The sequence below is a fragment of the Serratia sp. CC22-02 genome (assembly GCF_900182895.1).
Lineage (GTDB): Bacteria > Pseudomonadota > Gammaproteobacteria > Enterobacterales > Enterobacteriaceae > Serratia > Serratia nevei.
The window spans coordinates 251,329-275,879 of the sequence record NZ_FXUD01000005.1; the positions used below are offsets into that span (position 1 = coordinate 251,329).

Annotated in this window: 21 protein-coding genes; 14 read left to right on the forward strand and 7 right to left on the reverse strand. The window is 62.2% G+C overall.

Annotation, left to right across the window (positions count from 1 at the left end):
* Positions 1 to 4 precede the first annotated feature (4 nt).
* Both dhaL and dhaM read left to right on the forward strand, forming a co-directional pair.
* Positions 5 to 637, forward strand: a complete 633-nt coding sequence (gene dhaL, locus QOL81_RS18170; RefSeq protein WP_197827458.1) for a dihydroxyacetone kinase subunit DhaL — start codon at positions 5 to 7, stop codon at positions 635 to 637.
* Between the two features lie 17 nt (positions 638 to 654).
* Entirely contained in the window at positions 655 to 2,085 is a 1,431-nt protein-coding gene (dhaM, locus tag QOL81_RS18175; RefSeq protein ID WP_070915378.1) for a dihydroxyacetone kinase phosphoryl donor subunit DhaM, read from the forward strand.
* On the opposite strand, the gene dhaR is transcribed toward dhaM, so the two are convergent.
* On the reverse strand, positions 2,082 to 4,031 hold the full coding sequence (gene dhaR, locus QOL81_RS18180) for a dihydroxyacetone kinase operon transcriptional regulator DhaR (RefSeq protein ID WP_147840348.1): 1,950 nt from the start codon (positions 4,029 to 4,031) through the stop codon (positions 2,082 to 2,084). The genes dhaM and dhaR overlap by 4 nt on opposite strands.
* 149 nt (positions 4,032 to 4,180) lie before the next feature.
* On the reverse strand, positions 4,181 to 5,695 hold the full coding sequence (gene tolC, locus QOL81_RS18185; RefSeq protein WP_070915375.1) for an outer membrane channel protein TolC: 1,515 nt from the start codon (positions 5,693 to 5,695) through the stop codon (positions 4,181 to 4,183).
* Between the two features lie 346 nt (positions 5,696 to 6,041).
* Here tolC and nudF point away from each other — a divergent pair, with 346 nt between their 5' ends.
* From nudF to QOL81_RS18215, 6 genes are all read left to right on the forward strand, one after another.
* Positions 6,042 to 6,674: an ADP-ribose diphosphatase gene (gene nudF / locus QOL81_RS18190; protein WP_004937242.1), complete on the forward strand. Its 633-nt coding sequence runs from the start codon at positions 6,042 to 6,044 to the stop codon at positions 6,672 to 6,674.
* Positions 6,674 to 7,099 (forward strand): DUF1249 family protein, encoded by a 426-nt coding sequence (locus tag QOL81_RS18195; RefSeq protein WP_004937244.1) that lies wholly within the window; start codon positions 6,674 to 6,676, stop codon positions 7,097 to 7,099. The genes nudF and QOL81_RS18195 overlap by 1 nt, the downstream gene beginning before the upstream one ends.
* Before the next feature lie 27 nt (positions 7,100 to 7,126).
* Positions 7,127 to 7,954, forward strand: coding sequence for a 3',5'-cyclic-AMP phosphodiesterase (gene cpdA / locus QOL81_RS18200; RefSeq protein WP_004937250.1), 828 nt, complete (start codon positions 7,127 to 7,129; stop codon positions 7,952 to 7,954).
* Positions 7,954 to 8,538: an esterase YqiA gene (yqiA, locus tag QOL81_RS18205; RefSeq protein WP_038879469.1), complete on the forward strand. Its 585-nt coding sequence runs from the start codon at positions 7,954 to 7,956 to the stop codon at positions 8,536 to 8,538. Before cpdA ends, yqiA begins: the two co-directional genes overlap by 1 nt.
* A gap of 46 nt (positions 8,539 to 8,584) precedes the next feature.
* A complete protein-coding gene (gene parE, locus QOL81_RS18210) occupies positions 8,585 to 10,480 on the forward strand; it encodes a DNA topoisomerase IV subunit B (protein WP_025304305.1) in 1,896 nt (631 codons plus the stop codon).
* An 83-nt stretch (positions 10,481 to 10,563) separates the two neighbouring features.
* Positions 10,564 to 11,478, forward strand: coding sequence for a LysR substrate-binding domain-containing protein (locus tag QOL81_RS18215; RefSeq protein ID WP_060424765.1), 915 nt, complete (start codon positions 10,564 to 10,566; stop codon positions 11,476 to 11,478).
* Positions 11,479 to 11,483: 5 nt separating this feature from the next.
* Here QOL81_RS18215 and QOL81_RS18220 read toward each other — a convergent pair whose 3' ends face one another.
* Positions 11,484 to 11,792, reverse strand: coding sequence for a putative quinol monooxygenase (locus QOL81_RS18220; RefSeq protein ID WP_033638602.1), 309 nt, complete (start codon positions 11,790 to 11,792; stop codon positions 11,484 to 11,486).
* A gap of 33 nt (positions 11,793 to 11,825) precedes the next feature.
* A complete protein-coding gene (locus QOL81_RS18225) occupies positions 11,826 to 12,407 on the reverse strand; it encodes an NAD(P)H-dependent oxidoreductase (RefSeq protein ID WP_038879461.1) in 582 nt (193 codons plus the stop codon).
* A gap of 315 nt (positions 12,408 to 12,722) precedes the next feature.
* Between QOL81_RS18225 and parC the strand changes: the two genes are divergently transcribed.
* The 3 genes from parC (at position 12,723) to ftsP (ending at position 17,525) form a co-directional block, all read left to right on the forward strand.
* A complete protein-coding gene (gene parC / locus QOL81_RS18230) occupies positions 12,723 to 14,996 on the forward strand; it encodes a DNA topoisomerase IV subunit A (protein WP_025304301.1) in 2,274 nt (757 codons plus the stop codon).
* A 246-nt stretch (positions 14,997 to 15,242) separates the two neighbouring features.
* On the forward strand, positions 15,243 to 15,977 hold the full coding sequence (locus QOL81_RS18235) for a 1-acylglycerol-3-phosphate O-acyltransferase (protein WP_004937266.1): 735 nt from the start codon (positions 15,243 to 15,245) through the stop codon (positions 15,975 to 15,977).
* 132 nt (positions 15,978 to 16,109) lie between these two features.
* Positions 16,110 to 17,525 (forward strand): cell division protein FtsP, encoded by a 1,416-nt coding sequence (gene ftsP / locus QOL81_RS18240; protein ID WP_049198460.1) that lies wholly within the window; start codon positions 16,110 to 16,112, stop codon positions 17,523 to 17,525.
* Positions 17,526 to 17,542: 17 nt separating this feature from the next.
* Here ftsP and QOL81_RS18245 read toward each other — a convergent pair whose 3' ends face one another.
* Complete coding sequence (locus QOL81_RS18245; protein ID WP_049198459.1) at positions 17,543 to 18,454, reverse strand: LysR family transcriptional regulator; 912 nt, start codon at positions 18,452 to 18,454, stop codon at positions 17,543 to 17,545.
* A gap of 137 nt (positions 18,455 to 18,591) precedes the next feature.
* Between QOL81_RS18245 and xapA the strand changes: the two genes are divergently transcribed.
* Entirely contained in the window at positions 18,592 to 19,413 is an 822-nt protein-coding gene (xapA, locus tag QOL81_RS18250) for a xanthosine phosphorylase (RefSeq protein WP_283439977.1), read from the forward strand.
* Between the two features lie 81 nt (positions 19,414 to 19,494).
* Positions 19,495 to 20,745, forward strand: a complete 1,251-nt coding sequence (locus QOL81_RS18255; RefSeq protein ID WP_169318768.1) for a nucleoside permease — start codon at positions 19,495 to 19,497, stop codon at positions 20,743 to 20,745.
* A gap of 34 nt (positions 20,746 to 20,779) precedes the next feature.
* On the opposite strand, the gene QOL81_RS18260 is transcribed toward QOL81_RS18255, so the two are convergent.
* Both QOL81_RS18260 and QOL81_RS18265 read right to left on the reverse strand, forming a co-directional pair.
* Entirely contained in the window at positions 20,780 to 21,712 is a 933-nt protein-coding gene (locus tag QOL81_RS18260; RefSeq protein WP_060424774.1) for a PfkB family carbohydrate kinase, read from the reverse strand.
* Positions 21,709 to 23,106, reverse strand: coding sequence for a purine-cytosine permease family protein (locus QOL81_RS18265; RefSeq protein ID WP_049296251.1), 1,398 nt, complete (start codon positions 23,104 to 23,106; stop codon positions 21,709 to 21,711). Before QOL81_RS18265 ends, QOL81_RS18260 begins: the two co-directional genes overlap by 4 nt.
* 658 nt (positions 23,107 to 23,764) lie before the next feature.
* Here QOL81_RS18265 and QOL81_RS18270 point away from each other — a divergent pair.
* Positions 23,765 to 24,499, forward strand: coding sequence for a GntR family transcriptional regulator (locus QOL81_RS18270; RefSeq protein ID WP_089186467.1), 735 nt, complete (start codon positions 23,765 to 23,767; stop codon positions 24,497 to 24,499).
* Positions 24,500 to 24,551: the final 52 nt, after the last annotated feature.

Consider the following 24,551-nt stretch of genomic DNA (forward strand, 5'->3'; position numbering starts at 1 on the left):
AATCATGGCGTTGACCAAACAACAGGTTGTCGATTGGCTGATGCGTTGCGGCGAGGTGTTCAGCCGGGAGCGCGATTTTCTGACCCGGTTGGACACCGAGATCGGCGATGCCGACCACGGTTTGAACATGAATCGCGGTTTTAACAAGGTGGTAGAAAAACTGCCGTCGGTGGCAGACAAAGATATCGGCTTCATTCTGAAAAATACCGGCATGACGCTGCTGTCGAGCGTGGGCGGCGCCAGCGGCCCGCTGTTCGGCACCTTCTTCATCCGCGCGGCGCAGGCGGCGAACGCCAAGCAAAGCCTGGATCTGGCGGAGCTGCAGCAGATGATGCAGGAGGGGGTGGAAGGCGTGGTGATGCGCGGTAAGGCGGAGCCGGGCGACAAAACTATGTGCGACGTCTGGTGGCCGGTGGTGGACAGCCTCGGCCAGTCCGCGCAGCAGAATCTGAGCGTGGCGGAGGCGCTGCAGCGCGCCGCCGACAGCGCCGAGCGGGCGGTGGAGAGCACCATCACGATGCAGGCGCGCAAGGGGCGGGCCAGTTACCTGGGCGAGCGCAGCATCGGCCACCAGGATCCCGGCGCCACTTCGGTGATGCTGATGATGAAAACGCTGGCCGAGGTCGCCGGTAGTTAGCCGTAGCAGGAGGCGAGATGATTAATATCGTGGTGGTTTCGCACAGTGCGTTGCTGGCGCGCGGCGTTGAGCAGTTGGCGCGGCAGATGATGCGCGGCGATGGCTGCAAGCTGGCGCTGGCTGCGGGCGTGGATGACGAGGAACACCCGATCGGTACCGACGCGGTCAAAGTGATGGAGGCGATTGAAGCGGTTGCTGACGGCGACGGCGTTCTGGTGCTGATGGATTTGGGCAGTGCGCTGCTCAGCGCGGAAACAGCGCTCGATTTGCTGGACCCGGGCTTGGCCGCCAAAGTGCGGCTGTGTGCGGCGCCGCTGGTCGAAGGCACGCTGGCGGCGGTGGTCGCCGCCAACTCCGGCGCTTCGCTGGAGCAGGTGGTGGCGGAGGCGCAGAGCGCGTTGCAGGCTAAACAGGCGCAGCTAGGCGAAGGCTCGCCGGCCGCGAAAAGCGCGGCTTTGCCGCTGGCGCAGGGTAAAAGCGCAACCTGGACGGTGCAGAACCCGCACGGGCTGCATGCGCGCCCGGCGGCGCGGCTGGTAGAGGCGCTGGCGCCGTTCAAGGCCGAGCTGGTGCTGGAAAAACAGGGGCAGTGCGTCGATCCGCGCAGCCTCAATCAGCTGGCGCTGCTGCAGGTGCGCCACGGCGACACCATTCGCCTGATCGCCGACGGCGCACAGGCGGACGAAGCGCTGGCGGCGTTCAAAGCGCTGGCGGAACAACATTTCGGCGAGACGGTCTCCGAGCGGCAGCAGCCTTCGCTGCACGGTATCCCGGTGGCGGAAAGCGTCACCAGCGGGCCGGTGTTCCAGGCCCACAGCTTCTGGCCGTCAACCGTCGATCGACGGATCGGCGCGGACGAGGTGTTGGGCGAACAGCAACGCCTGCGGGAGGCGCTGCAGCACACCCTGAGCGATCTGAACCGGCTGGCGGAACGTACCGGTACGCTGATCGGCAAGCCGCAGGCGGCGATCTTCGGCGCCCACAGCATGCTGTTGGACGATCCGGATCTGCAGCAGGCGGCTTACACCCGCATTGCGCAACAGCTGTGCTGCGCCGAACAGGCCTGGCGGCAGGTGCTGGAAGCGATCGCCGAAGAGTACCGCGAACTGGATGACGACTACATGCGGGCGCGTGAACTGGACGTGCGCGACATGCTGCGCCGCACGCTGTGCCATCTGCAGGGGCTGCCGCTGCCGGCCATCGCGCTGGCAGAGCCATCGATACTGGTGATGGACGAGCTGATGCCTTCAGAGGTGGTGATGCTCGACAGGCGGCTGGTGCTCGGCATCTGCCTCAGCGGTGGCAATGCCCTGTCGCACAGCGCCATTCTGGCGAAGGCGATGGGCATTCCGATGGTGGTCGGCATGCAGGATTGCCTGAGCAAAACCCGCAGCGGGCAGAAGGCGATGCTGGACGCCGCGCGTGGGGTGTTGCAGCTCAGCCACTAGGCACGCAGCTTGAACTGGCGGATGTCGATCCCGTGTTGTTTGATCTTCCGCCACAGGGTGGTGCGGCCGATGCCCAGCAGCTGCGCCATCTCCGTCAGCTGACCCCGGCTGACGGTCGCCGCGCGGAGGATCGCCTGGCGCTCCATGTCCGTCAGCGTCAACAGCGGCGCGCCGGGCTGCGGATCGCTCTCCAGCAGCGACGGCTGGCCGAGCAGGTGCGCCGGCAAATCTGCTAACTGGATGTGGTGGCCGTGGCAGATCATCGCCGCGCGCTCCACCACTCCTTTCAGTTCCAAATCGTTGCCCGGCCACAGGTAGAGCGCCAGCTGGGCCATCACTTCGTCATCCACCCGAAAGCGACACTGAAAGTGTTGCTCCAGCGCGCGCAGATGGTGTTTGACCAGCAGCGGAATATCGCTCAGCCGCTGGCGCAGCGGCGGGATCTGGATCTCGAAGGCTTGCAGGCTGTAAAACAGCTGGCGGCGGAAGCGGTTTTGCTGCACCAGCAGCGGCAGATCGGCGGCGCTGCCGGCGATCACCCGCACATCGACCGGGATCACCCGGCTGGAATTGAGGCGGATCACCACGCCGGTTTTCAGCACCTGCAGCAACGCCGACTGCATCTCCGCCGGCAGGTATTCGATCTGTTCGAGATACAGCGTGCCGCCGTTGGCCAATTCGAATTTGCTCAGCTGGCCGGCCTCTTCTTCGCTGGCGTCGCTGCCCAGCAGCTCACGCAACCCCTGCGCCTGCGGCAGCAGCTGGCAGTTGAGGGCGATATACGGCCCGGCGGCGCGTTCGCCGGCGTTGTGGATAGCCTGGCTGAGCCGCTCTTTGCCGACCCCTTCCTCTCCGCGCAGCAGGATTGGATGCTGGCCCTTGGCCGCCTGCTGCCCGTAACGGATCAGCCGCCGCATCTCCAGCGAGGCGGAGGGCATCTGCTCGAAGCTGTGGCTGACTCGCCCCAGCTGGCTGCTGACGTACTGGCGCAGCCGCTCGAGCGGGTGCAGCAGGGCGATGAAACTGCAGCGATCGCCGTCGAAAATCGGCTTGAGCGTCAGCAAGGCGGCGATAAACTGCCGCTGGCTTTCGAAGGTGACTTCGACGTGTTGCAGCGGCTGCCGGTCGGTGATGGCGCGCTTGAGCAGGGCGGGCAGCGTCAGCAGCTGCGCCAGCGGTTTGCCCTGGCTCTGCTGCTCGTCCAGCTTCAACAAGCCGGCGGCGCGCTGGTTGATGTATTGCAGGTAGCCACGGTGATCCCAGGCCATAACGCCGTCGTCCACGCCGTCCAGCAGGCCGTAAAGCTGATTCAGATGGCGGTTGGATTCCGCCAGCAGGCCGTCGGCGTTCAGCGAATTGCCGATTTCGCGGGCGATGGCCAGCGTCAGCGACAGATCGCCGGCGGCGCAGTCGGCCAGCAGGCAGCCTAGCGCGATCGAGCCGCGTTGGCGGCCGCTGTTGTCGTAGACCGGCGTGGCGCAGAACGACCAGCCGTGCAGCGCCCGGCGCACGTGCTCTTCGCCGCTCACCCGCACCGGGTGGCCTTCCGCCGCCGCCAGCGCCGGGGCGTTGGTGCCGATCTGCCCCTCGGCCCAGTAAGCGCCGGGGGCGAACCCCAATGGCTGCAACAGCTCCCAGGTTTTGGCGTCGCCGCAGCGCCACAGCATGCAGCCGCTCTCGTCGAGGATCATCAACAGGCAACGACGCGGCTCCATGTATTCGCAGGCGTCTTCCAGCGCCGCCTGGCCGAGCGTCAGCAGGTCGTTCTTGCGGCGGCAAATCGATTCGAAGGTGGCGCCCTGAGCGCGGTGCGGTGCTTGCCAGACGTCGGGCTGCATCAGGCTGCGGCAGCGTAGCCAGGAGGCGTAAATCGCCTGTGCCGGGCGCAGCGGCGGCGGCAGTTCGCCGTCGTTAATCAAGCGCTGCCAGCGTGAATCGTTGTCCATCGAACCTCACCAGACTGCGAAAACGAGAGTGACGATGATACCACCTGGGGCAGCGACGGCTGTGAGGCGGCGGGCAGAAGTGGGGAAATCGGGGCAAAAAAAACGGGGTGCGGCGCAGGCCGGACCCCGTGTTTATCAACGCGCGCGCATCAGTTGCGGAATGGGTTGCCGCTGTTGCGTGCCGGTTGGCTGACGGCCGGTGCCGCAGCGCGTGTGGCGCTCGGTGCCGGCGCGGCGACCTGTTGCATCGGCGCGTTGTCCTGGTAGCCGTCCGCGTAGGCGTCCTGAGAGCGGTTCTGCGGCGCGACGGCGTCAGGCGCGGTCGACACCGGTTTGCCCAGTGCGCCGTTCAGCGTCAGCAGATCGTTCTGGTTCAGCGTGCCGAGCGCCGACTTGATGTTCAGCTGGTTGATCAGGTAGGTATAACGCGCGCTGGAAAGCTGCTGCTTGGCGTTATACAGGGTACTGGTGGCGTTCAGTACGTCGACGATGGTGCGGGTACCGACCTGATAACCGGCTTCCATCGCATCCAACGAGCTCTGCGCGGAGATCACTGCCTGTTTGTAGGCGTTGATGCTGCTGATCGAGGCGTTGACGTTGTTGAACGACGAACGCACGGTCTGCACTACGCCGCGGTGGGCGCTTTCCAGCTGCTCGCTGGCGCCGACGAAGCCGTACTGCGCCTGTTCCACCTGCGAATTGGTTGCGCCGCCGCTGTACAGCGGCAGGCTGATCGAAACGCCAACCTGGTTCTGACCGGCGTCAGAATTGCTGTAACGGCTGGAGCTCAGCGTGTCGTGAGTGGCGGAACCGTTGTAACGGGTATTGGTGATCCCGGTCGACGCATTCAGGTTGACCGTTGGCATGTAACCGGTCTGCGCAGAGCGGATCTGCTCGCGCGCCAGGTCCTGGCTCAGACGGGCAGACAGCAGGCTCAGGTTGCGCGCTTCCGCTTCTTTCAGCAGGTTGTTCACCGCTTCCGGGCGCTGGGTATTGAAGCGATCGGTATTCAGCGAGGCCAGCTCAGGATAGAAGGTGCCGGTGATCTGGCGCAGCGATTCCAGCGCGTTGTCCAGGTTGTTGCGGGCGGTGACTTCGGCCGCCAGCACGGTATCGTAGGCGGAACGGGCGTTCTGCACGTCGGTGATCGCCACCAGGCCTACGTTGAAGCGTTGGGTGGTTTGATCCAGCGTGCGGTAAACCGCTTGTTTGTTCGCCTGGGTATAAGAGAGCGTGTCAATGGCGCTCAGCACGTTGAAATAGGCGGTGGCGGTGTTGAGGATCAGCTGCTGTTCCGCGGTCTGGAAGGTCACGTCGGAGATGCCGGCGGTCTTTTCCTGCAGCGTCAGCGCACGCCATTTCGACATGTCGAAGATGGTTTGCGTCAGGCCGAGCGAAGCGCTGGTGACATTGCTGTTGACGCCGTTGCTGTCGCGATAGCCGTTGTTGTAGTTGTAACCGGCGCTCAGGCCGAGCTGCGGCAGCAGCGGGCTGCGCGCTTCATTGATCTTTTCGAATGCGGCGTCGCGGTCAGCAGCACTTTTGCGCAGATCCGGGTTACTTTCCCTGGCCTGTTTGTAGACCTGCAGCAGGTTCTCTGCCTGGCTCATTGCACTGAAGCCGCCCAGGCTCAGTCCGATAAGAAGGGGGAGCAGTTTCTTCATTTGCATTCCTTGTTGTGCAGCAATATTGCTATGTTAGCGCTGACGATAGACGAAATAGTTGCCGATTCTAGCAGAGTCTGCGGTACGCATCAGGTGGCTGAATGTGCCATCTCGCGTAACTTTTACCTTCCAGACCGCCCATTTACCTTGGCAAACTGCCCGGGTCGGCTGCAGCTGATATTATGGCTGACAATCCGGATTGTTTCCCACTATTACATGCGAGCGCACAAACGTGCCGCATCCGGCGGCGAAAAACAGCCTAACATAAAGCCGCGGCGGAGAGTCCCACTGTTTCTGTCATCAAAACCGTTTATTTTATCGGCATACTACGCAGGAGAATTCGCACATGAACCGTTCGCAGCCGTCACCCGTCACTTTCGATAAAAAAGATGTAGAAATTATTGCACGCGAGACGCTGTATCGTGGTTTTTTTTCACTCAATTTATACCGGTTTCGCCATCGCTTGTTCAATGGTGAAATGAGTCCTGAAATCACGCGTGAAATTTTCGAGCGCGGCCATGCGGCGGTGCTGCTGCCCTACGATCCGGTGCGCGACGAAGTGGTACTGATTGAACAACTGCGCATCGCCGCGGTCGATACCAGTAATTCGCCCTGGCTGCTGGAAATGGTGGCGGGTATGATCGAAACCGGCGAAAGCGTCGAAGACGTGTGCCGCCGCGAAGCGCAGGAAGAGGCCGGCGTGGTGGTCGGGCGCTGCAAGCCGGTGCTGAGCTATCTGGCCAGCCCAGGGGGCACCAGCGAACGTCTGTCGATCATGGTCGGCGAGGTAGACGCCGGCACCGCCGAAGGCATCCATGGCCTGGCGGAAGAACATGAGGATATCCGCGTCCACGTGGTCAGCCGCGAGCAGGCTTACCGCTGGGTGGAGGAGGGCGCGATCGATAACGCCGCATCAGTGATTGCATTGCAATGGCTGGCGTTGCACCATGAATCGTTGAGAAAAGAGTGGGCCAACTAATGAAACAGCGCTATACCCCTGATTTCCCCGAAATGATGAGATTGTGCGAAACCAACTTCGCGCAATTGCGCCGCTTGTTGCCGCGCAACGACGAAGCGGGCGAAACGGTGACTTATCAGGTGAACGGCGCCGGCTATCGTTTGACCATCGTTGAGTCCACGCGTTACACGTCGCTGGTGGAGATCGAGCAGATCTTTCCGGCGGTCAGCTACTGGAGCCTGCCCGCGATGACGGTGCGGCTGTACCATGACGCCATGGTTGCGGAAGTGTGTTCCAGTCAGCAGATCTACCGCTTTAAAGCGCGTTATGATTATCCTAATAAAAAGTTGCATCAACGCGACGAAAAGCATCAAATTAACCAGTTTCTTGCTGATTGGCTGCGCTACTGTTTGGCGCATGGAGCGATGGCGGTTCCGGTTTGTTAGACAGACTGAAATAACAAAGGACACCATTTGGAAAGCCTGTTTAAACTGCCCGTGGCGAGTGGGGCCGCGGTCAGGATTCTACAAATAACAGATACCCACCTTTTTGCCGGCGAACACGAGACGTTGCTCGGCATCAATACCTATCGCAGCTATCACGCGGTGCTGGACGCCATCCAGGCGCAGCGCCGCGATGTCGACTTGATCGTCGCCACGGGAGATTTGGCGCAGGATCATTCGCAGGAGGCGTACCGCCACTTCGCCGCCGGCATCGCGCAACTGCCGGCCCCCTGCGTGTGGCTGCCGGGTAACCACGATTTTCAACCGGCGATGGTCGACGCGTTGGCCGCCGCCGGTATCGCGCCTTCCAAACAGGTGCTGCTGGGCGATAACTGGCAAGTGCTGATGTTGGACAGCCAGGTGTTCGGCGTACCGCACGGCGAATTGAGCGAATACCAGCTCGAGTGGATGGAGCGCTGCCTGCAGGCTCACCCCGAGCGCTATACGCTGTTGCTGCTGCACCATCATCCGCTGCCTTCCGGCTGTACCTGGCTTGATCAGCACAGCCTGCGCAACCCGCATATGCTGGGTGCGATCCTGCTGCGTTATCCGAAAGTGAATACCGTAGTGTGCGGGCACATTCACCAGGATCTGGATCTGGAATGGCAGGGCCGGCGCCTTTTGGCGACGCCCTCGACCTGCGTGCAATTCAAGCCGCACTGCACGAACTTCACCATCGACGACGTCTCCCCCGGCTGGCGCTACCTCGATCTGTTGCCGGATGGCCGCGTCGAGACGCAGGTGTTCCGCCTGGAAAACGACGATTTCCGCCCCGATATGGACTCGGATGGATACTGATGCCTTCGACACTGCTCTACCTGCACGGTTTCAACAGCTCGCCGCAGTCGGCCAAGGCGGTGGCCTTCAAGGCCTGGCTGGCTGAGCACCATCCCGATATCCAGATGCTGGTGCCGCAGCTGCCGGCTTTTCCGGCGGAGGCCGCCGAGATGCTGGAGAATCTGGTGCTGGAGCGCGCCGGCCAAACGCTCGGGCTGGTCGGCTCCTCGCTCGGCGGCTATTACGCCACCTGGCTGTCGCAGTGTTTTTCGCTGCCGGCGGTGGTGGTCAACCCGGCGGTCAAGCCGTTTGAGCTGCTGGTTGACTATCTCGGCGCCAACGAGAACCCCTACACCGGCCAGCAATATGTGTTAGAGTCTCGTCACGTTTACGATCTGAAAGTGATGCAGATCGATCCCTTGGAGTCGCCGGATTTAATCTGGCTGCTGCAGCAAACGGGCGATGAAATTCTCGATTACGGCCAGGCAGTGGCGTATTACACCGCGTGTCGGCAAACGGTGGAGTCGGGTGGAAACCACGCCTTCGTCGGTTTCGAGCACTACTTCCCCCAGATTGTGGATTTTTTAGGGCTAAACGCGGTCTGACGGACCGTTCCGGCACCTCCCTTTAACCACGAAAAAATAATCAACGATGACTCAATCCAGCTATAACGCTGATGCCATTGAAGTACTCAGCGGTCTAGAACCAGTGCGCCGTCGTCCCGGCATGTATACCGACACGACGCGCCCAAACCACCTCGGCCAAGAGGTGATCGATAACAGCGTCGACGAAGCGTTGGCTGGTCACGCCAAGCGTATCGACGTGATTCTGCACGCCGATCAGTCGCTGGAAGTGATCGACGACGGCCGCGGCATGCCGGTGGACATCCACCCGGAAGAGGGCGTGCCGGCGGTTGAGTTGATCCTGTGCCGGCTGCACGCCGGCGGTAAATTCTCGAATAAAAACTACCAGTTCTCCGGCGGCCTGCACGGCGTTGGGATCTCGGTGGTCAACGCCCTGTCGAAGCGGGTGGAAGTCAACGTGCGCCGCGACGGCAACGTCTACGGCATCGCCTTCGAAAACGGCGACAAGGTGCAAGATCTGACGGTGACCGGCACCTGCGGCAAACGCAATACCGGCACCAGCGTGCACTTCTGGCCGGACGAACAGTTCTTCGACAGCCCGCGCTTCTCGGTATCGCGCCTGACTCACCTGCTGAAAGCCAAGGCGGTGCTGTGCCCCGGCGTCGAGATCTATTTCATCGACAAGGTGAACAACACCGAACAGCGCTGGTGCTACCAGGACGGTCTGACCGACTACCTGATGGAAGCGGTCAACGGCCTGATTACCCTGCCGGAAGCGCCGTTCGTCGGTAATTTCGCCGGTGACACCGAAGCGGTGGACTGGGCGCTGCTGTGGCTGCCGGAAGGCGGCGAGCTGCTGACCGAAAGCTACGTCAACCTGATCCCGACCATGCAGGGCGGCACCCACGTCAACGGCCTGCGCCAGGGGCTGCTGGACGCGATGCGCGAGTTCTGCGAATTCCGCAATATTCTGCCGCGCGGCGTGAAGCTGTCGGCGGAGGATATCTGGGATCGCTGCGCCTACGTGCTGTCGGTGAAGATGCAGGATCCGCAGTTCGCCGGGCAGACCAAAGAGCGTCTCTCCTCGCGCCAGTGCGCGGCCTTCGTTTCCGGCGTGGTGAAAGACGCCTTCAGCCTGTGGCTGAACCAGAACGTTCAGGCGGCGGAACAGCTGGCCGAGCTGGCGATCTCCAGCGCCCAGCGCCGTCTGCGCGCCGCCAAGAAAGTGGTGCGCAAGAAGCTGACCAGCGGGCCGGCGCTGCCGGGCAAGCTGGCGGACTGCACCTCGCAGGATCTGGCCATGACCGAACTGTTCCTGGTGGAAGGGGACTCGGCGGGCGGATCGGCCAAGCAGGCGCGCGATCGCGAATATCAGGCGATCATGCCGCTCAAGGGCAAGATCCTGAATACCTGGGAAGTCTCCTCGGACGAAGTGCTGGCCTCGCAGGAAGTGCACGACATTTCCGTGGCGATCGGCATCGATCCGGACAGCGAAGATCTCAGCCAGCTGCGCTACGGTAAAATCTGCATCCTGGCGGATGCGGACTCCGACGGCCTGCACATCGCCACGCTGCTGTGCGCGCTGTTCGTGCGCCACTTCCGTTCGCTGGTGAAAGGCGGCCATGTCTATGTCGCCATGCCGCCGCTGTACCGTATCGATCTCGGTAAAGAGGTGTTCTACGCGCTGGATGAAGAAGAGAAAGCCGGCGTGCTGGAACAGCTGAAGCGCAAGAAGGGCAAGCCGAACGTACAGCGCTTTAAAGGGCTGGGCGAGATGAACCCGCTGCAGCTGCGCGAAACCACCCTCGATCCGAACACTCGCCGTCTGGTGCAACTGACGGTGGCAGAGGATGACGTCGATCAGACGCTGGCGGTGATGGACATGCTGTTGGCCAAGAAGCGTTCGGAAGATCGCCGCAACTGGCTGCAAGACAAGGGCGACATGGCCGAACTGGCGGTCTGAGCCTGACCCTGGCCCGGTGAAACGCTGGGCCTGCTTTCCCGCAGGGCGTTGCATGCGGCGCCCGTCAACCTGGGGCGAACCGCGTGAAGATCACCCTTGAAGAGCTGCTGGCGTTCACGGCGGTGGTCGACAGCGGTTCGGTCACCGCCGCCGCCGATCGGCTCGGCCAAACCACCTCCGGCGTCAGCCGCGCACTCAGCCGTCTGGAAACGAAGCTCGACGCTACGCTCTTGCGCCGCACCACGCGTCGCCTGAGCCTGACCGAAGAAGGGCAGAGCTTCCTGGCGCCTGCGCGAGAAATCCTGCGTTCGGTAGATCAGGCCGAAGAACTCATGGCGCTGCGGCGCCGGCTGCCCGCCGGTCGGCTGCGGGTCAACGCCGCCGCCCCTTTCATGGCGCACGTGCTGGTGCCGATGGTGGCGGAGTTCCGCCGCCGTTATCCGCAGATTGAGCTGGAGCTGGACACCGACGATCGCAATATCGACCTGCTGGAGAAACGCGCCGACATCGCGATCCGCATCGGCGCGCTGCGCGACTCTACGCTGCACGCGCGCCTGCTGGGCAACAGCCGGTTGCGCATTCTCGCCAGCCCGGATTACCTGCAACGGCATGGCGAACCGCGCGGCGTGGAAGATCTGCACCGCCATTGCCTGTTGGGATTCACCTATCCGGAGTCGCTGAACCAGTGGCCGCTACGCCACCGGCAGGCGCGGCATTTCGCCATCGAACCGACGATCTCGGCCTCCAGCGGGGAGACGCTGCGCGAGTTGGCGCTGCGTGGGGCGGGCATTGTCCAGCTGGCGGACTTTATGACGCGACGCGATCGGGAAGCGGGCAGGCTGGTGCCGCTGCTGGTGCGGGAGACGCTGGACGTGCGTCAACCGATCCACGCGGTGTATTACCACGACGCCCAGCTGGCGGCGCGCCTCACCTGTTTTCTCGACTACGTCAGCGCCCGCCTTGAGGGAGAACCGCCAGAGGCCGCAGAGGGCCTCTGAGGGGATTACAGTGCGTTTTCCAGCACGTAGATCTCGGTGCCCAGCACGTAGTCCTTGATGGTCTCGCGGTGCTTGAGCATATGGTCGATCTGCAGGTGTTTTTCCAGATGCGCCTGGCTTTGCCATTTTTCCAGCATAAACACCGAGTCCGGCGACAGTTTCTGCCAGGGGGCCTGGGTGTGGCTGTCTACCATCGGCGTGTATTCGCCGCAGCCTTCTTCCGCCAGCACCAGTGGCACCAGTTTTTCAATGGCTTGTAACACGGTGGCGCGGTGGCCGGGTTTGACTTTGATTTCTGCGATTACGGTGATCATCATTACCTCGTTGGTTAAGCCCTTCGCTGCCAGTTAAGCAAAAATTTCCGCCAGATGCTCGCGATAACGTGCGATGTCCGTTTCGATATCCGGTTGTTTTATCACGTCATTGCAGATAAAGGTTGGCAAGGCTTCCATCCCCAGGAACTGGTTGGCCTTGTGGAAGTGCAGGTAAACGCCGTCGACGCCGACGCCGTGGAAGAACTGGTTCGGATCGGTGAAAGCCTCGAGCGGGGCGTTCCAGGTCAGGCTCAGCAGGTATTTTTTTCCCTGAATCAGGCCGCCGGAACCGTACTTCTTGCCGGCGTCGGAGCGGGTGCGGCCATCGCTGGCGTACAGGCTGCCGTGGCCGGCGGTGAACACTTCGTCGATGTATTTTTTCAGGATCCACGGCTCGCCCATCCACCAACCCGGCATCTGATAGATGACCGCATCGGCCCACAGGTATTTCTGCACCTCGGCCTCAATGTCATAGCCGTCGTCGACCACCGTGACCTGCACATCGTGCTGCAGATCGCGCAGGAAGCTTTCCGCCACGTCGCTCAGGGTTTGGTTGAGTTCGCCGTTGGAATGGCCGAATTGCTTTTTAGCGTTGATAATCAGGATATTGCTCATCTTTTGCGGCTCCCGTCAGAGTTAAGATAGATGCCGTTTTCCGCTGCGGTGCGCAAAAACAGCTTGCTGAACGAGAGTGTAATCGTTGGCCAGGCAAGTAAAAACGTGACGGCAGGCACAACAGTGTTGATTATTAATCAACAATCACGGTGGAATTTTGCCTAAACGCTCCGGCGACAGCGCCTTCGGCCGGCGATCCTTGCGCCAACTGTGACAGCCACCCCGCAGATGGGTTACTATCGCGGGCAGAATCGACAAGCGATGCCTTATTGTCGTCCAGGGATTGCCAAGCCACGGTCTGAGGATAATTGAGTAATGAGTGATCTGACTCATGACGGTGTAGAGCGTTTACCGCTGCACACATTCACTGAAAACGCCTATCTGAACTATTCCATGTACGTCATCATGGATCGGGCGTTGCCGTACATTGGCGACGGCTTGAAACCGGTACAACGCCGCATCATCTACGCCATGTCTGAGCTGGGGTTGAACAACAGCGCCAAATTCAAGAAATCCGCCCGTACCGTGGGCGACGTGCTGGGTAAATACCACCCGCACGGCGACAGCGCGTGTTATGAAGCCATGGTGCTGATGGCGCAGCCGTTCTCGTACCGCTATCCGCTGGTGGACGGCCAGGGGAACTGGGGGGCGCCGGACGATCCCAAGTCGTTTGCGGCGATGCGTTATACCGAATCGCGCCTCTCCAAATACGCCGAAGTGCTGCTGGCCGAGCTGGGGCAGGGCACCGTCGACTGGATCCCGAACTTTGATGGTACGCTGCAAGAGCCGAAGATGTTGCCGGCGCGCCTGCCGAATATCCTGCTGAACGGCACCACCGGCATCGCCGTCGGCATGGCGACCGACATTCCGCCGCACAACGTGCGCGAAGTCGCGGCGGCGGCGGTGGCGCTGCTCGACAAGCCGGGCGCCTCGCTCGATGACCTGCTCGAATTCGTGCAGGGGCCGGACTTCCCGACCGAAGCCGAGATCATCACCCCGCGCGATGAAATCCGCAAAATTTACCAGAGCGGCCGCGGCTCGGTGCGCATGCGCGCCGTGTGGAAGAAAGAAGACGGCAGCGCGGTGATCACCGCCTTACCGCACCAGGTGTCCGGCGCCAAGGTGCTGGAGCAGATCGCCAGCCAGATGCGCGCCAAGAAGCTGCCGATGGTCGAAGATCTGCGCGATGAATCCGACCACGAAAACCCGACGCGTCTGGTGATCGTGCCGCGCTCCAACCGTATCGATCTGGAACAGGTGATGAACCACCTGTTCGCCACCACCGATCTGGAGCGCAGCTACCGCATCAACATGAACATGATCGGTCTGGATAACCGCCCGCAGGTCAAAGGGCTGGTGGAGATCCTCACCGAATGGCTGGCCTACCGTCGCGACACGGTGCGCCGCCGCCTGAACTACCGCCTCGAGAAAGTGCTGAAACGCCTGCATATCCTCGAAGGTTTGCTGGTGGCGTTCCTCAACATCGACGAGGTGATCCACATCATCCGCAGCGAGGATGAACCGAAGCCGGTGCTGATGCAGCGTTTCGGCATCTCCGACACCCAGGCGGAAGCGATCCTCGAGCTGAAACTGCGTCACCTGGCCAAGCTGGAAGAGGTCAAGATCCGCGGCGAGCAGGATGAGCTGGCGAAAGAGCGCGATCAGCTGCAGGCGCTACTGGCGTCCGAGCGCAAGCTGAACACGCTGATTAAGAAAGAGATCCAGGCCGACGCGCAGACCTACGGCGACGATCGCCGTTCGCCGCTGACCGAGCGTGCGGAAGCCAAGGCGATGAGCGAGCACGACTTCGTGCCGTCCGAGCCGGTGACCATCGTACTGTCTGAAATGGGCTGGGTGCGCAGCGCCAAGGGCCACGACATCGATCCGGCCGGCCTGAGCTACAAGGCCGGCGACAGCTTCCGCGGCGCGGCGCGCGGCAAGAGCAACCAGCCGGTGGTGTTCATCGACTCCACCGGGCGCAGCTACGCGCTCGATCCGATGACGCTGCCTTCGGCGCGCGGGCAGGGCGAGCCGCTGACCGGCAAGCTGACGCCGCCGCCGGGCGCCACCATTGAGCAGGTGCTGATGGCGGCCGACGATCAGAAGCTGCTGATGGCGTCCGATGCCGGTTACGGCTTCGTTTGCACCTTCAACGATCTGGTGGCGCGCAACCGCGCCGGCAAGGTGATGATCACGCTGCCGGACAACGCCAGGGCGCTGCCGCCGATGGAGATCCACGGCGCAGACGACATGCTGCTGTCGATCACCGCCGCCGGGCGCATGCTGATGTTCCCGGTTGCCGATCTGCCGCAGCTGTCGAAGGGCAAAGGCAACAAGATCGTCTCCATTCCGGCAGCCCAGGCGGCGGCCGGTGAAGACAAGCTGGCCTGGCTGTTCGTGCTGCCGCCGCAGGCGTCCGTCACGCTGCACGTCGGCAAACGCAAGCTGACGCTGCGGCCGGAAGATCTGCAGAAGTTCCGTGCAGAGCGCGGTCGCAAGGGCACCCAGCTGCCGCGCGGACTGCAGCGTATCGATCGCGTTGAAGTGGATGCGCCGGTGCGGGCGTCGGGCGGCGACAGCGAAGAGTAAGCGTTGGCGCTAGCGTTAACGGGCGGTCGCAGCATGCTGTGGCCGCCTTATTTATTTTTGCTGGCGTTTATTTTCCAAATAGTTAACATTTCTGCGCATAAAATTATTGTGCGTATTGCCGGCTGGCGGGAAAATAGCGAGAAAGGCAGGCGACATCGGCGTGCTTATCGCCTGGCCGGCAAATAATGAGTAAAGGAATCTGCGCAGCGAAGTAAACTGCGTTGGCAGTGTGCTAATGAGGTTGTTATGTTATTGATTTTGCGTGCCGTTCTCGCCACTCTTTTCTGTATTCTGGTGTGTATTTTCGGTTCTGTTTATTGCTTGTTCAGCCCGCGCAATCCCCGCCATGTGGCGACCTTCGGCCACCTTTTCGGCCGCCTGTCGACGCTGTTCGGCATCAAGGTTGAAACCCGCGTGCCGGCCGATGCGGCCAACAACGGCAACTGCATCTATATCGCCAACCACCAAAATAACTACGACATGGTGACGGCCTCGAATATCGTGCAGCCGCGCACCGTGACCGTCGGTAAAAAAAGTCTGGTGTGGATCCCGTTTTTCGGCCCGCTGTATTGGCTGACCGGTAATCTGCTGATAGATCGTGATAATCGTGCCAAGGCGCACGGCACCATCGCCCAGGTGGCGGAGCAGTTCAAAAAGAAGGACATTTCGATCTGGATGTTCCCGGAAGGGACCCGCAGCCGCGGCCGCGGGCTGATGCCGTTTAAAACCGGCGCGTTCCACGCGGCCATCGCCGCCGGCGTGCCGATTGTGCCGATCTGCGTATCGACCACCAGCGGTAATATAAATCTTAATCGCTGGAATAACGGTCATGTGATCGTCGAGATGTTGGCGCCGGTGGATACCAGCAAATACGGCAAAGAAAACGTGCGCGAGCTGGCGGCCCATTGCCGCGAGCTGATGGAGGCGAAGATCGCCGAATTGGACGCCGAAGTCGCCCAGCGCAACGCCGCCAAAAAATAAGAGTCTACCGGCTTCAAAGAATACGTTTTTAATTGGCGTTCAGCGCCGTTAACGCCTGAGCGCCTGCTAATCTTGATTGGCGGGCGTTTGGGTTTTGCACACGGTTTAGTTATTGCTTTTCATGGAGAAAATATGTCACTCAGTCGACGTCAGTTTTTACAGGCATCGGGCCTGGCGCTGTGCGCGAGCGCCGTGCCGCTGAGGGCAGAGGCGAGCGGAACGCAGACCCCATTACCCATCCCTCCACTGCTGGAGTCTCGCCGCGGTCAGCCGCTGTTCCTGACCCTGCAGCGCGCCCACTGGGCGTTTATGGATAACCGCAAAGCGGCGGTGTGGGGCGTCAACGGCATGTATTTGGGGCCGACGGTGCGGGTTTACAGCGGCGACGACGTCAAGCTGATCTACAGCAACCGCCTGCAGGAGCCGGTGGCGATGACCGTCAGCGGGTTGCAGGTGCCGGGCACGCTGATGGGTGGCGCGCCGCGCATGATGTCGCCGAACGTCGACTGGTCGCCGGTGCTGCCTATTCGTCAGGCGGCAGCCACCTGCTGGTACCACGCCAACACGCCGAACCGCATGGCGCCGCACGTTTACAACGGGCTGGCCGGGCTGTGGCTGGTGGAAGATGCCGTCAGCAAAGCGCTGCCGCTGCCCAACCACTACGGCGTCGACGATTTCCCGCTGATCATTCAGGACAAGCGCTTCGATAACTTCGGCACGCCGCAATACGATGCGCCGTCGCAGGGCGGCTTCGTCGGCGATACGCTGTTGGTCAACGGCGTGCAAAACCCGTATGTCGAAGTGTCGCGCGGCTGGGTGCGTTTGCGCCTGCTTAACGCCTCCAACGCGCGCCGCTATACCCTGCAGCTCAGCGACGGGCGCCCATTCAACGTGATCGCCAGCGATCAGGGCTTCCTGCCCGCGCCGGTCGCGGTGCAGCAGCTGTCGCTGGCGCCGGGCGAACGCCGGGAAGTGCTGATCGACATGTCGAAGGGCGACGAGGTGACCATCACCGCCGGTGAAGCGGCGGGCATCATGGATCGCCTGCGCGGCCTGTTCGAGCCGTCGAGCATTCTGGTGTCCACCCAGGTGCTGACGCTGCGCCCGACCGGCCTGCTGCCGCTGGTGACCGACAACCTGCCGATGCGCCTGCTGGCGGATCAGCTGTTGGACGGCAGCGCCAGCCGCACCCGCGATTTCCGCCTGGGCGACGGCGGCGTTGGCATCAACGGCGCGATTTGGGATATGAACCGCATCGACGTGCAGGCGCAGCAAGGCACCTGGGAACGCTGGAACATTCATGCGGATACGCCGCAGTCGTTCCATATTCAGGGCGTGCAGTTCCTGATCAAACGCGTCAACGGCGCGCAGCCGATGGCGGAAGATCGCGGCTGGAAGGACACCGTCTGGGTCGATGGCGACGTCGAGCTGCTGGTGTATTTCAACCAACCTACCTCCGAACACTTCCCGTTCCTGTATTACAGCCAGACGCTGGAAATGGCCGATCGCGGCACCGCCGGCCAGCTGATGGTGCAGCCGACGATGTAATCTGCGCTGCGGGCCGCTTACGGCGCCCGCAGCATCTCCAAAAAGGCCTGCACCACCGGTGTGACGCTGTCGGCGCGGTAAACCGCATACAGATCCGCCGGCGGCGCCTGTTGCAGCGAGCAAAAGCGGACGCCGGGCCACGGAATGCGGCCGTAGCTGTCCGGCAGCAGCGTAATGCCGCAGCCTTCCGCCACCAGCGCCAGCAGGGTTTGCGGCTCGTTGACCTGATAAGCGACGTCCGGCAGGAATCCTTGCTGCAGACACAGATTGTGCAGATACAGCCCCAGGCTGGCCTCATGCGGCGGCAGCACGATGAAGCTATCGTTCTGCAGCGCCGCCAGCGGGATGTTTTCCTGCTGCGCCAGCGGATGATCGAGCGGCAGCACCACGGCGATGCTTTCGCTCGCCAACCGTTGGCAGGTCAACCCCGGCAGCGTCTGCTGCTGCGCCTCTCGCCAGACCCCGATATCGATATGCCGCTTTTGCAGCGCGGCGATTTGCTGGCTGGGCGTCAGCTCGTTCAACGACCAGGTGACGCCGGCGCTTTGCTCGCTGAACCGCCGCAGCGCCGCGATCAGGCCGCCCCAGGCCGAGGTGCCGACCATGCCGACCACCATGTGGCCGCCTTCGCCGCGCCCCATCTGTTGCACCTGATGCAGCGCGCTGTCGGCCTGATCCAGCAGCCGCTCGACGTTGCGCAGCAGCGTGCGGCCGGCCGGCGTCAGCGTCATGGAGCGGGTGGTGCGTTTGAACAGCACCACGCCGAGCTGGCTCTCCAGCTCCTTGATGTGCTTGCTGAGCGGCGGCTGTGACATATTCAGCCGCCGAGCCGCCTGGGTGAAGTTCATCTCTTCCGCCACTACGCGGAAATAGTGCAGCAGGCGGAAGTTAATCCGGCCGGGATCGGGCAGGGCATGGGGCTGATTCATCCGGGATATCGTCTCCTTGTGACGCAGCTCAACTTATAGGTAAATGGAATAAATCGGCCGCCAAGAATGTATTGGTCTCGGCTGAGCCTCGCTCTCTACTATGGGGATTATTATCCCCCGCTGAAAGAGAGAATACGATGTTTAATCAAGAAGATGCTTTTACCTGCGCCGATGTCGTCCGCGCACGCCTGCCGGGGTTCCAGCCGAAAGCGGCCTTGATTCTCGGCTCCGGGCTCGGCGCCCTGGCGGAGGTGATGACCGAAACCGTCACCATCGACTACGCGGAGCTGCCGGGCTTTCCGGTGAGCGGCGTCGCCGGCCATGCCGGGCAGCTGGTCGCCGGCAAGCTGGAGGGCGTACCGGTATTGTGCATGAAAGGGCGCGGTCATTTCTATGAAGGGCGCGGCATGCAGGTGATGACCACCGCGGTGCGCACCTTCAAACTGCTGGGCTGCGAATTCCTGCTGGCGACCAACGCCGCCGGTTCGCTGCGCCACTCGGTGGCGCCGGGCAGCCTGGTGGCCATTACCGATCACATCAACTTCATGCCGGAATCGCCGCTGGTCGGCGCCAACGACGAGCGCTTCGGGCCGCGCTTCTTCAGCCTGGCAAACGCCTACGATCGCGATCTGCGCGCCCAACTGGCGGCGGTGGCCGAAAGCGCGGGCATCCCGCTGGCGGAAGGGGTATTCGCCGCCTACACCGGGCCGAATTTCGAAACGCCGGCGGAGATCCGCATGATGCAGACCCTGGGCTGCGACGTGGTGGGGATGTCGATCGTGCCGGAAGTCCTGACGGCGCGCCACTGCGGCCTCAAGGTGCTGGTGGTATCCGCGATGACCAACTACGCCGAAGGGCTGTCGGATACGCCGCTTTCCCATGAACAAACGCTCAGCTGCGCGGCGCTGGCGGCGGACGATTTCATGCGCCTGATCCGCGAGCTGTTCAAAACGCTGTAATAGCGCAAGCAAACCGGCGGCGGGCTGCAGGGGGCCTGCCGCATCAATCATCGTTGAAAGCATAATAACAAGGTGATGGCGATGGCGATAAAAACACGATTGAAAGTCATGATTTTCCTGCAGTTCTTTATCTGGGGTGCCTGGCTGGTGACGCTGGGCTCCTACATGATCAACACGCTGCATTTCAGCGGCATGCAGGTGGGGATGGTTTACAGCGCCAAAGGCATCGCTGCGCTGATCATGCCGGGGCTGGCGGGCATCATTGCCGATCGGTGGATGAAGGCCAACTCTCTGTATGCGCTTTGCCACCTGCTCGGGGCGCTGGCGCTGTACTGCGCGGCGCAGGTCGAGCAACCGATGCTGATGTTCTGGGTGATGCTGTTCAACGCCATGGTCTATATGCCGACCATCGCGCTCTCCAACGCCATTTCCTATTTTTGCCTCGAGAAGCACGGCTTTGACACGGTGAAGGACTTTCCGCCGGTGCGGGTGTACGGCACGGTGGGGTTCATTCTGGCGATGTGGCTGGTCGGCTTTAGCCAAATCGAGCTCAGCAATCTGCAGCTGTACCTGGCTTCTGCGGCGTCGCTGCTGCTGTCGGCCTATTCGCTGACGCTGCCGCGCTGCCCGACCAACCGCGCGGCCGAGTCAAAGAGCTGGGTGAGCGTGCTGGGGCTGGATGCGCTGGTGCTGTTCCGCCAGCGGCGCATGGCGCTGTTTTTCCTGTTCGCCATGTTGCTTGGGGCGGCGCTGCAGATAACCAATACCTTCGGCAACCCGTTCCTGCACGATCTGTCGCTCAATCCGCTGTATCAGGACAGCCTCAGCGTCCGGTATCCGGCGGTGCTGCTGTCGCTGTCGCAGATCTCTGAAGTGTTCTTTATCCTCACCATTCCCTTCTTCCTGCGCCGTTACGGCATCAAGCAGGTGATGCTGATCAGCATGGCGGCCTGGACGCTGCGTTTCCTGTTCCTGGCGTACGGCACGCCGGTCGGCTTTGGTTTCGTTCTGCTGCTGCTGTCGATGATCGTCTACGGCTGTGCGTTCGACTTCTTTAATATCTCCGGCGCGATCTTCGTCGAGAAAGAGGCCGATCACCGCATCCGCGCCAGCGCGCAGGGGCTGTTCATGACCATGGTGAACGGGTTGGGCGCCTATCTCGGGGCGCTCGCCAGCGGCGAGGTGGTGGACTTCTTCAGCCATGACGGCGTGAAAGACTGGCAGAGCATCTGGCTGGTGTTTGCGCTGTATACGCTGGTGCTGGGGATCGTGTTCGCGTTGAGCTTCAACTACCGCCACTCGCCGCAGAAGAGCGCGGTGGCGGCGCAGTAAGGCTGGGGGCGCAGCCTGGCTGCGCCCTGAAACGTCAGGCCTGCGGGAAGCGCTGTTGCAACTGCTGCCAGTCCGGCGGATTGGCGGCCCCGAGGCTGGCCACCACGCAAGCGGCGACCCGGTTGGCCAGATCGACCGCCTGCGGCAGCGGCCAGCCGGCGGACAGGCCCGCCAGTAAACCGGCGCAGTGGGCATCGCCCGCGCCGATGGTGTCGACCACGTCTACCGGATAGGCGGGAACGTGCAGCGGCGGCGTGCGGCCGTCGCAGATCCATGCGCCGTCGCGATCCAGGCGGCAGATCAGCGTCAGGTTGCGGGCGGCGGCATAGCGCTGCGCGGCCTCTACGGCGTCGCCGGCGCCGCACAGCGCGGCCACTTCGTCGCGGTTGAGCGTCAATAGGGTGTGGCTGTCGCTGAGCATGGCGAAGAAATCTTCACTGAGCTGAGCGATGCGCGGGCCGGGATCGATCAGGCGCGGTTGGTCGAACGGCATGCGCGTCAGCCACTCGCGCAGCGCTTCGCCGCTTTCGCCCGCCAGCTCGTAGCCGCTGGCGTAGATCAGGGTGTGCTCCGTCAGCGGCAGCGTCGCCAGCTGCGCTTTATTCCATTGGCTTTCGCAGCCGGAAACCGTGATGAAGGTGCGTTCGCCGTCCGGCTCCACCAGCGCCAGGCACCAGCCGTTGTCCATCTGGCCGTGGCGCAACAGCACCTCCAGCCCCAGCTCGCCCATGGCGGCTTCGGCAGCCGCGCCCCATTCGCCGTTGCCAACCGGCATGCCGTTAATCACCGGCGTTTCCAGGCGCACCAGCGCGCGCGCCACGTTGAACGCGCAGCCGCCGATTTGCCGCGCCTGCGGCTGGGCTTCGATATCTTCGCCGCTGGTCGGCAGGCGCGGCAGCGTCATCACCAGATCGCCGACCGCGCCCCCAATAACCAGGACAGGTGTTACAGCTTCCCACTCACTCATTGATGTTCTCTGCGTTGGGTCAGGTACAGACCGTAAGCGATCAGACTCACCGCGAACGACACAAACAGCCCCAGGCTGGAATCGGCGAACAAGCCTTTGGCCAGCGGGCCGTCGATAAAACCGGTTTTGGTGACCAGCAGGCCGCACAGGGCGCCGAGGAACCAGCAGAACAGCGGGGCTTTGCGCACGCCGCGGTTCTGGCCATGCAGGCCGTACAAAGCGTTGCCATCATACCCGTGGCGGCGGCGCAGGCACAGGTAATCGAGCAGGAAAATCGCCTCCCAGGCCGCCAGGAAGACGCCGCAGAACACCAGGAAGGAGATGAATGGCCCCATGAAATCGCCGGAGATGAACAGCACATACAGGGCGATGCCCAGCACTACGGCCGCGTCGATCGACACCGCCAGCCACTGTTTGACCTGCACGCCGATGGTCAGCAGGTTAAGGCTGGCGGAATACAGGCTGAGCACCGCGATGGTGACGATGCCGGCGGTGGCGGCCAGCAGATAAGGGATCGCCATCCAGGCGGGCAGCACGGAGCCTATCAGCGCGATGGGGTTGGCGGCGCTGGCCAGATCGGGCAGCTGCACGGAAAGCAGGATGCCGGCCAGCATCAGCAGCATCAGCGGCAAACAGGCGCCGCCCATTACCGCGGCGAAAATGCTTTTGCTCGACGAGCTCGGGCTTTGATAGCGGCTGTAATCGGCGCCGGCAATCGCCCAGCTGATGCCGGTGCCGGCGGCGATCACCGATACTGCCGGCAGGAAGCCGGTCAACCAGCTGCCGGAAGGCAGCGCCAGCACCTGGCTCCACTCGGTGTTGAACAGGATATAGAGCACCACGATCAGCGTCATGGTGCCGAAGATGCGGCTGAACCAGCTTTGCATCCAGACCACGGTATTTTGCCCCAGCAGGCTGACGACGACAGTGAGCCCGCCGAACAGCAGCAGGCTGAGCGCGGTCAGCAGGTGGCTGCTACCCAACCCGAAGGCCTCGAACAGCGCCGCCAGCGTCAGGGTGCCGGTGATCACATTGACCGCTTCCCAGCCCATCAGGTTGATCCAACTGAACAGGGTGGGCGCCACGTTGCCCTTCAGGCCGAAAATCACCCGTGAGAGCGTCAGCGTAGAGGTGCGCCCGCGCTTGCCGGCGAAGCTGGTGAGGCCGACCAGCACGAAGCTGGCGACGCCGACCAGCGCGGCGAGTACCGATTGCAGGAAGGATAAGCCGAAGCCGACGATAATGGCGCCGTACACCACGCCGAGAATGCCGATATTGGCCGCCGACCAGATCCAAAACAGCTCGATGGGCTTGCCGGTCTGTTCCGCGTCCGGCACCCGATCGATACCGGTGCTTTCTACCTTCCATGCTTCATTGCGATTGATATCGGTCATAGCAAATGATCCCTGTAGCGCAGGGCCGCGAGGGCCGCCGCAGTTGACTGAAAATCGATTCCGTTGGCGCGGTTGACGCCGGCTATTCCGTTGTCGGTGAAGACGCCGATTCCGCGCAGTGTGTAGCGGCTGAGACCGCCGGGTCTGTCAAAATGAGGGCGGTATCCGCCTTATCGGGTGAGGCACGTCGGCCGCACGGCGCCAATGAGTGTAGTCAAAGAGTGGGTCTGCAGCGGGGTTTGGCGAAGCGGGAACGTTTCTATTTGCCGACATCGATCCGTTGCGCCCACCGCAAGGGGATCCTGTGATGTGGCTATGAGCAGTGAGCAAGCTATCCATTAGCTACGTTGCTTATTCTCGGCCGTTTGTGCTGACAGTATATCCCCGCTACCGGCCATCAAGGGTATCCTTTAGGGCTGGCAGCGGGTTTTTTATTGTTTTTAAAGTGGGTCCCTGGTGTTGGTGCGATTGATGTATCAACATCAATAAGCACAGATTACGCGCGATCTAGATCCAATGAAAGTCCATTAGGCAAAAATTGTGATGCCACTCTGAAAACATTAGCGATATTTTAGTTAAGGTGAGGGGCTTATCGCCGGATCGGCGATAGGATAAAAAACGAAATCCAGACAAATGGCATAGGTAAGAGGGCGGGCGAATGACGGATTTTATGGCCTGGCTGCGTGGCCATCTGGCGCAGGGGGCGGTAGCGCCGCGTTATATTCAGCTGGCGACGGCGATAGAAACCGCAATCAGGCAGCAGGTGTTGGCGGCGGAGGCGTTTTTGCCGCCGGAACGGCAGATGGCGGAAGGCCTGGGGCTGTCGCGCGTCACCGTCAGCAAGGCGATGAAGCTGCTGGAGGAGAAGGGGCTGATTTCGCGGCAGCAGGGCGTTGGCACCCGCGTGGCGATGCGCATCGGCTATTCCCTCGATAAAGACAGCGGTTTCACCGCTCAGGCGCTGCGCCACGGCAGCAGCGTCAGTAACCGATGGTTGCTGCGCACCCGGGTCGGCGCGCCGTCCAAGGCCGCGGCGGCGCTGGGGCTGGCGGAGGGGGATGAGGTGATCAAACTGCGGCGTTTGCGCTTGCTGAACGGCAGCCCGGTCTCGCTGGAAACCACCTATATTCCGCCGCGCTTCCTGCCCGAACCGGGGCAGCTGGAGCATTCGCTGTATGCGTTATGGCAATCGCGCGGCATCGTGCCTGAAGATAAACACTTTCTGCTGAAGGCGGTGTCCTGCAGCGACGAGGTCGCCGAGCTGCTCAACGTGCCGTGCGGCGCGCCGTTGTTGCACATCACCCAGACCAGCCGCAATGCCCAGGGCGAGGCGCTGGAGTTCAGCGATATCCTGTGTCGCAGCGACGTTTATGAATTCGAAGTGAACGGTTAGCGAAATAACCATGCTCTTTTTGCTGCTAGTGCGTATAATCGCCGCCCGGCGA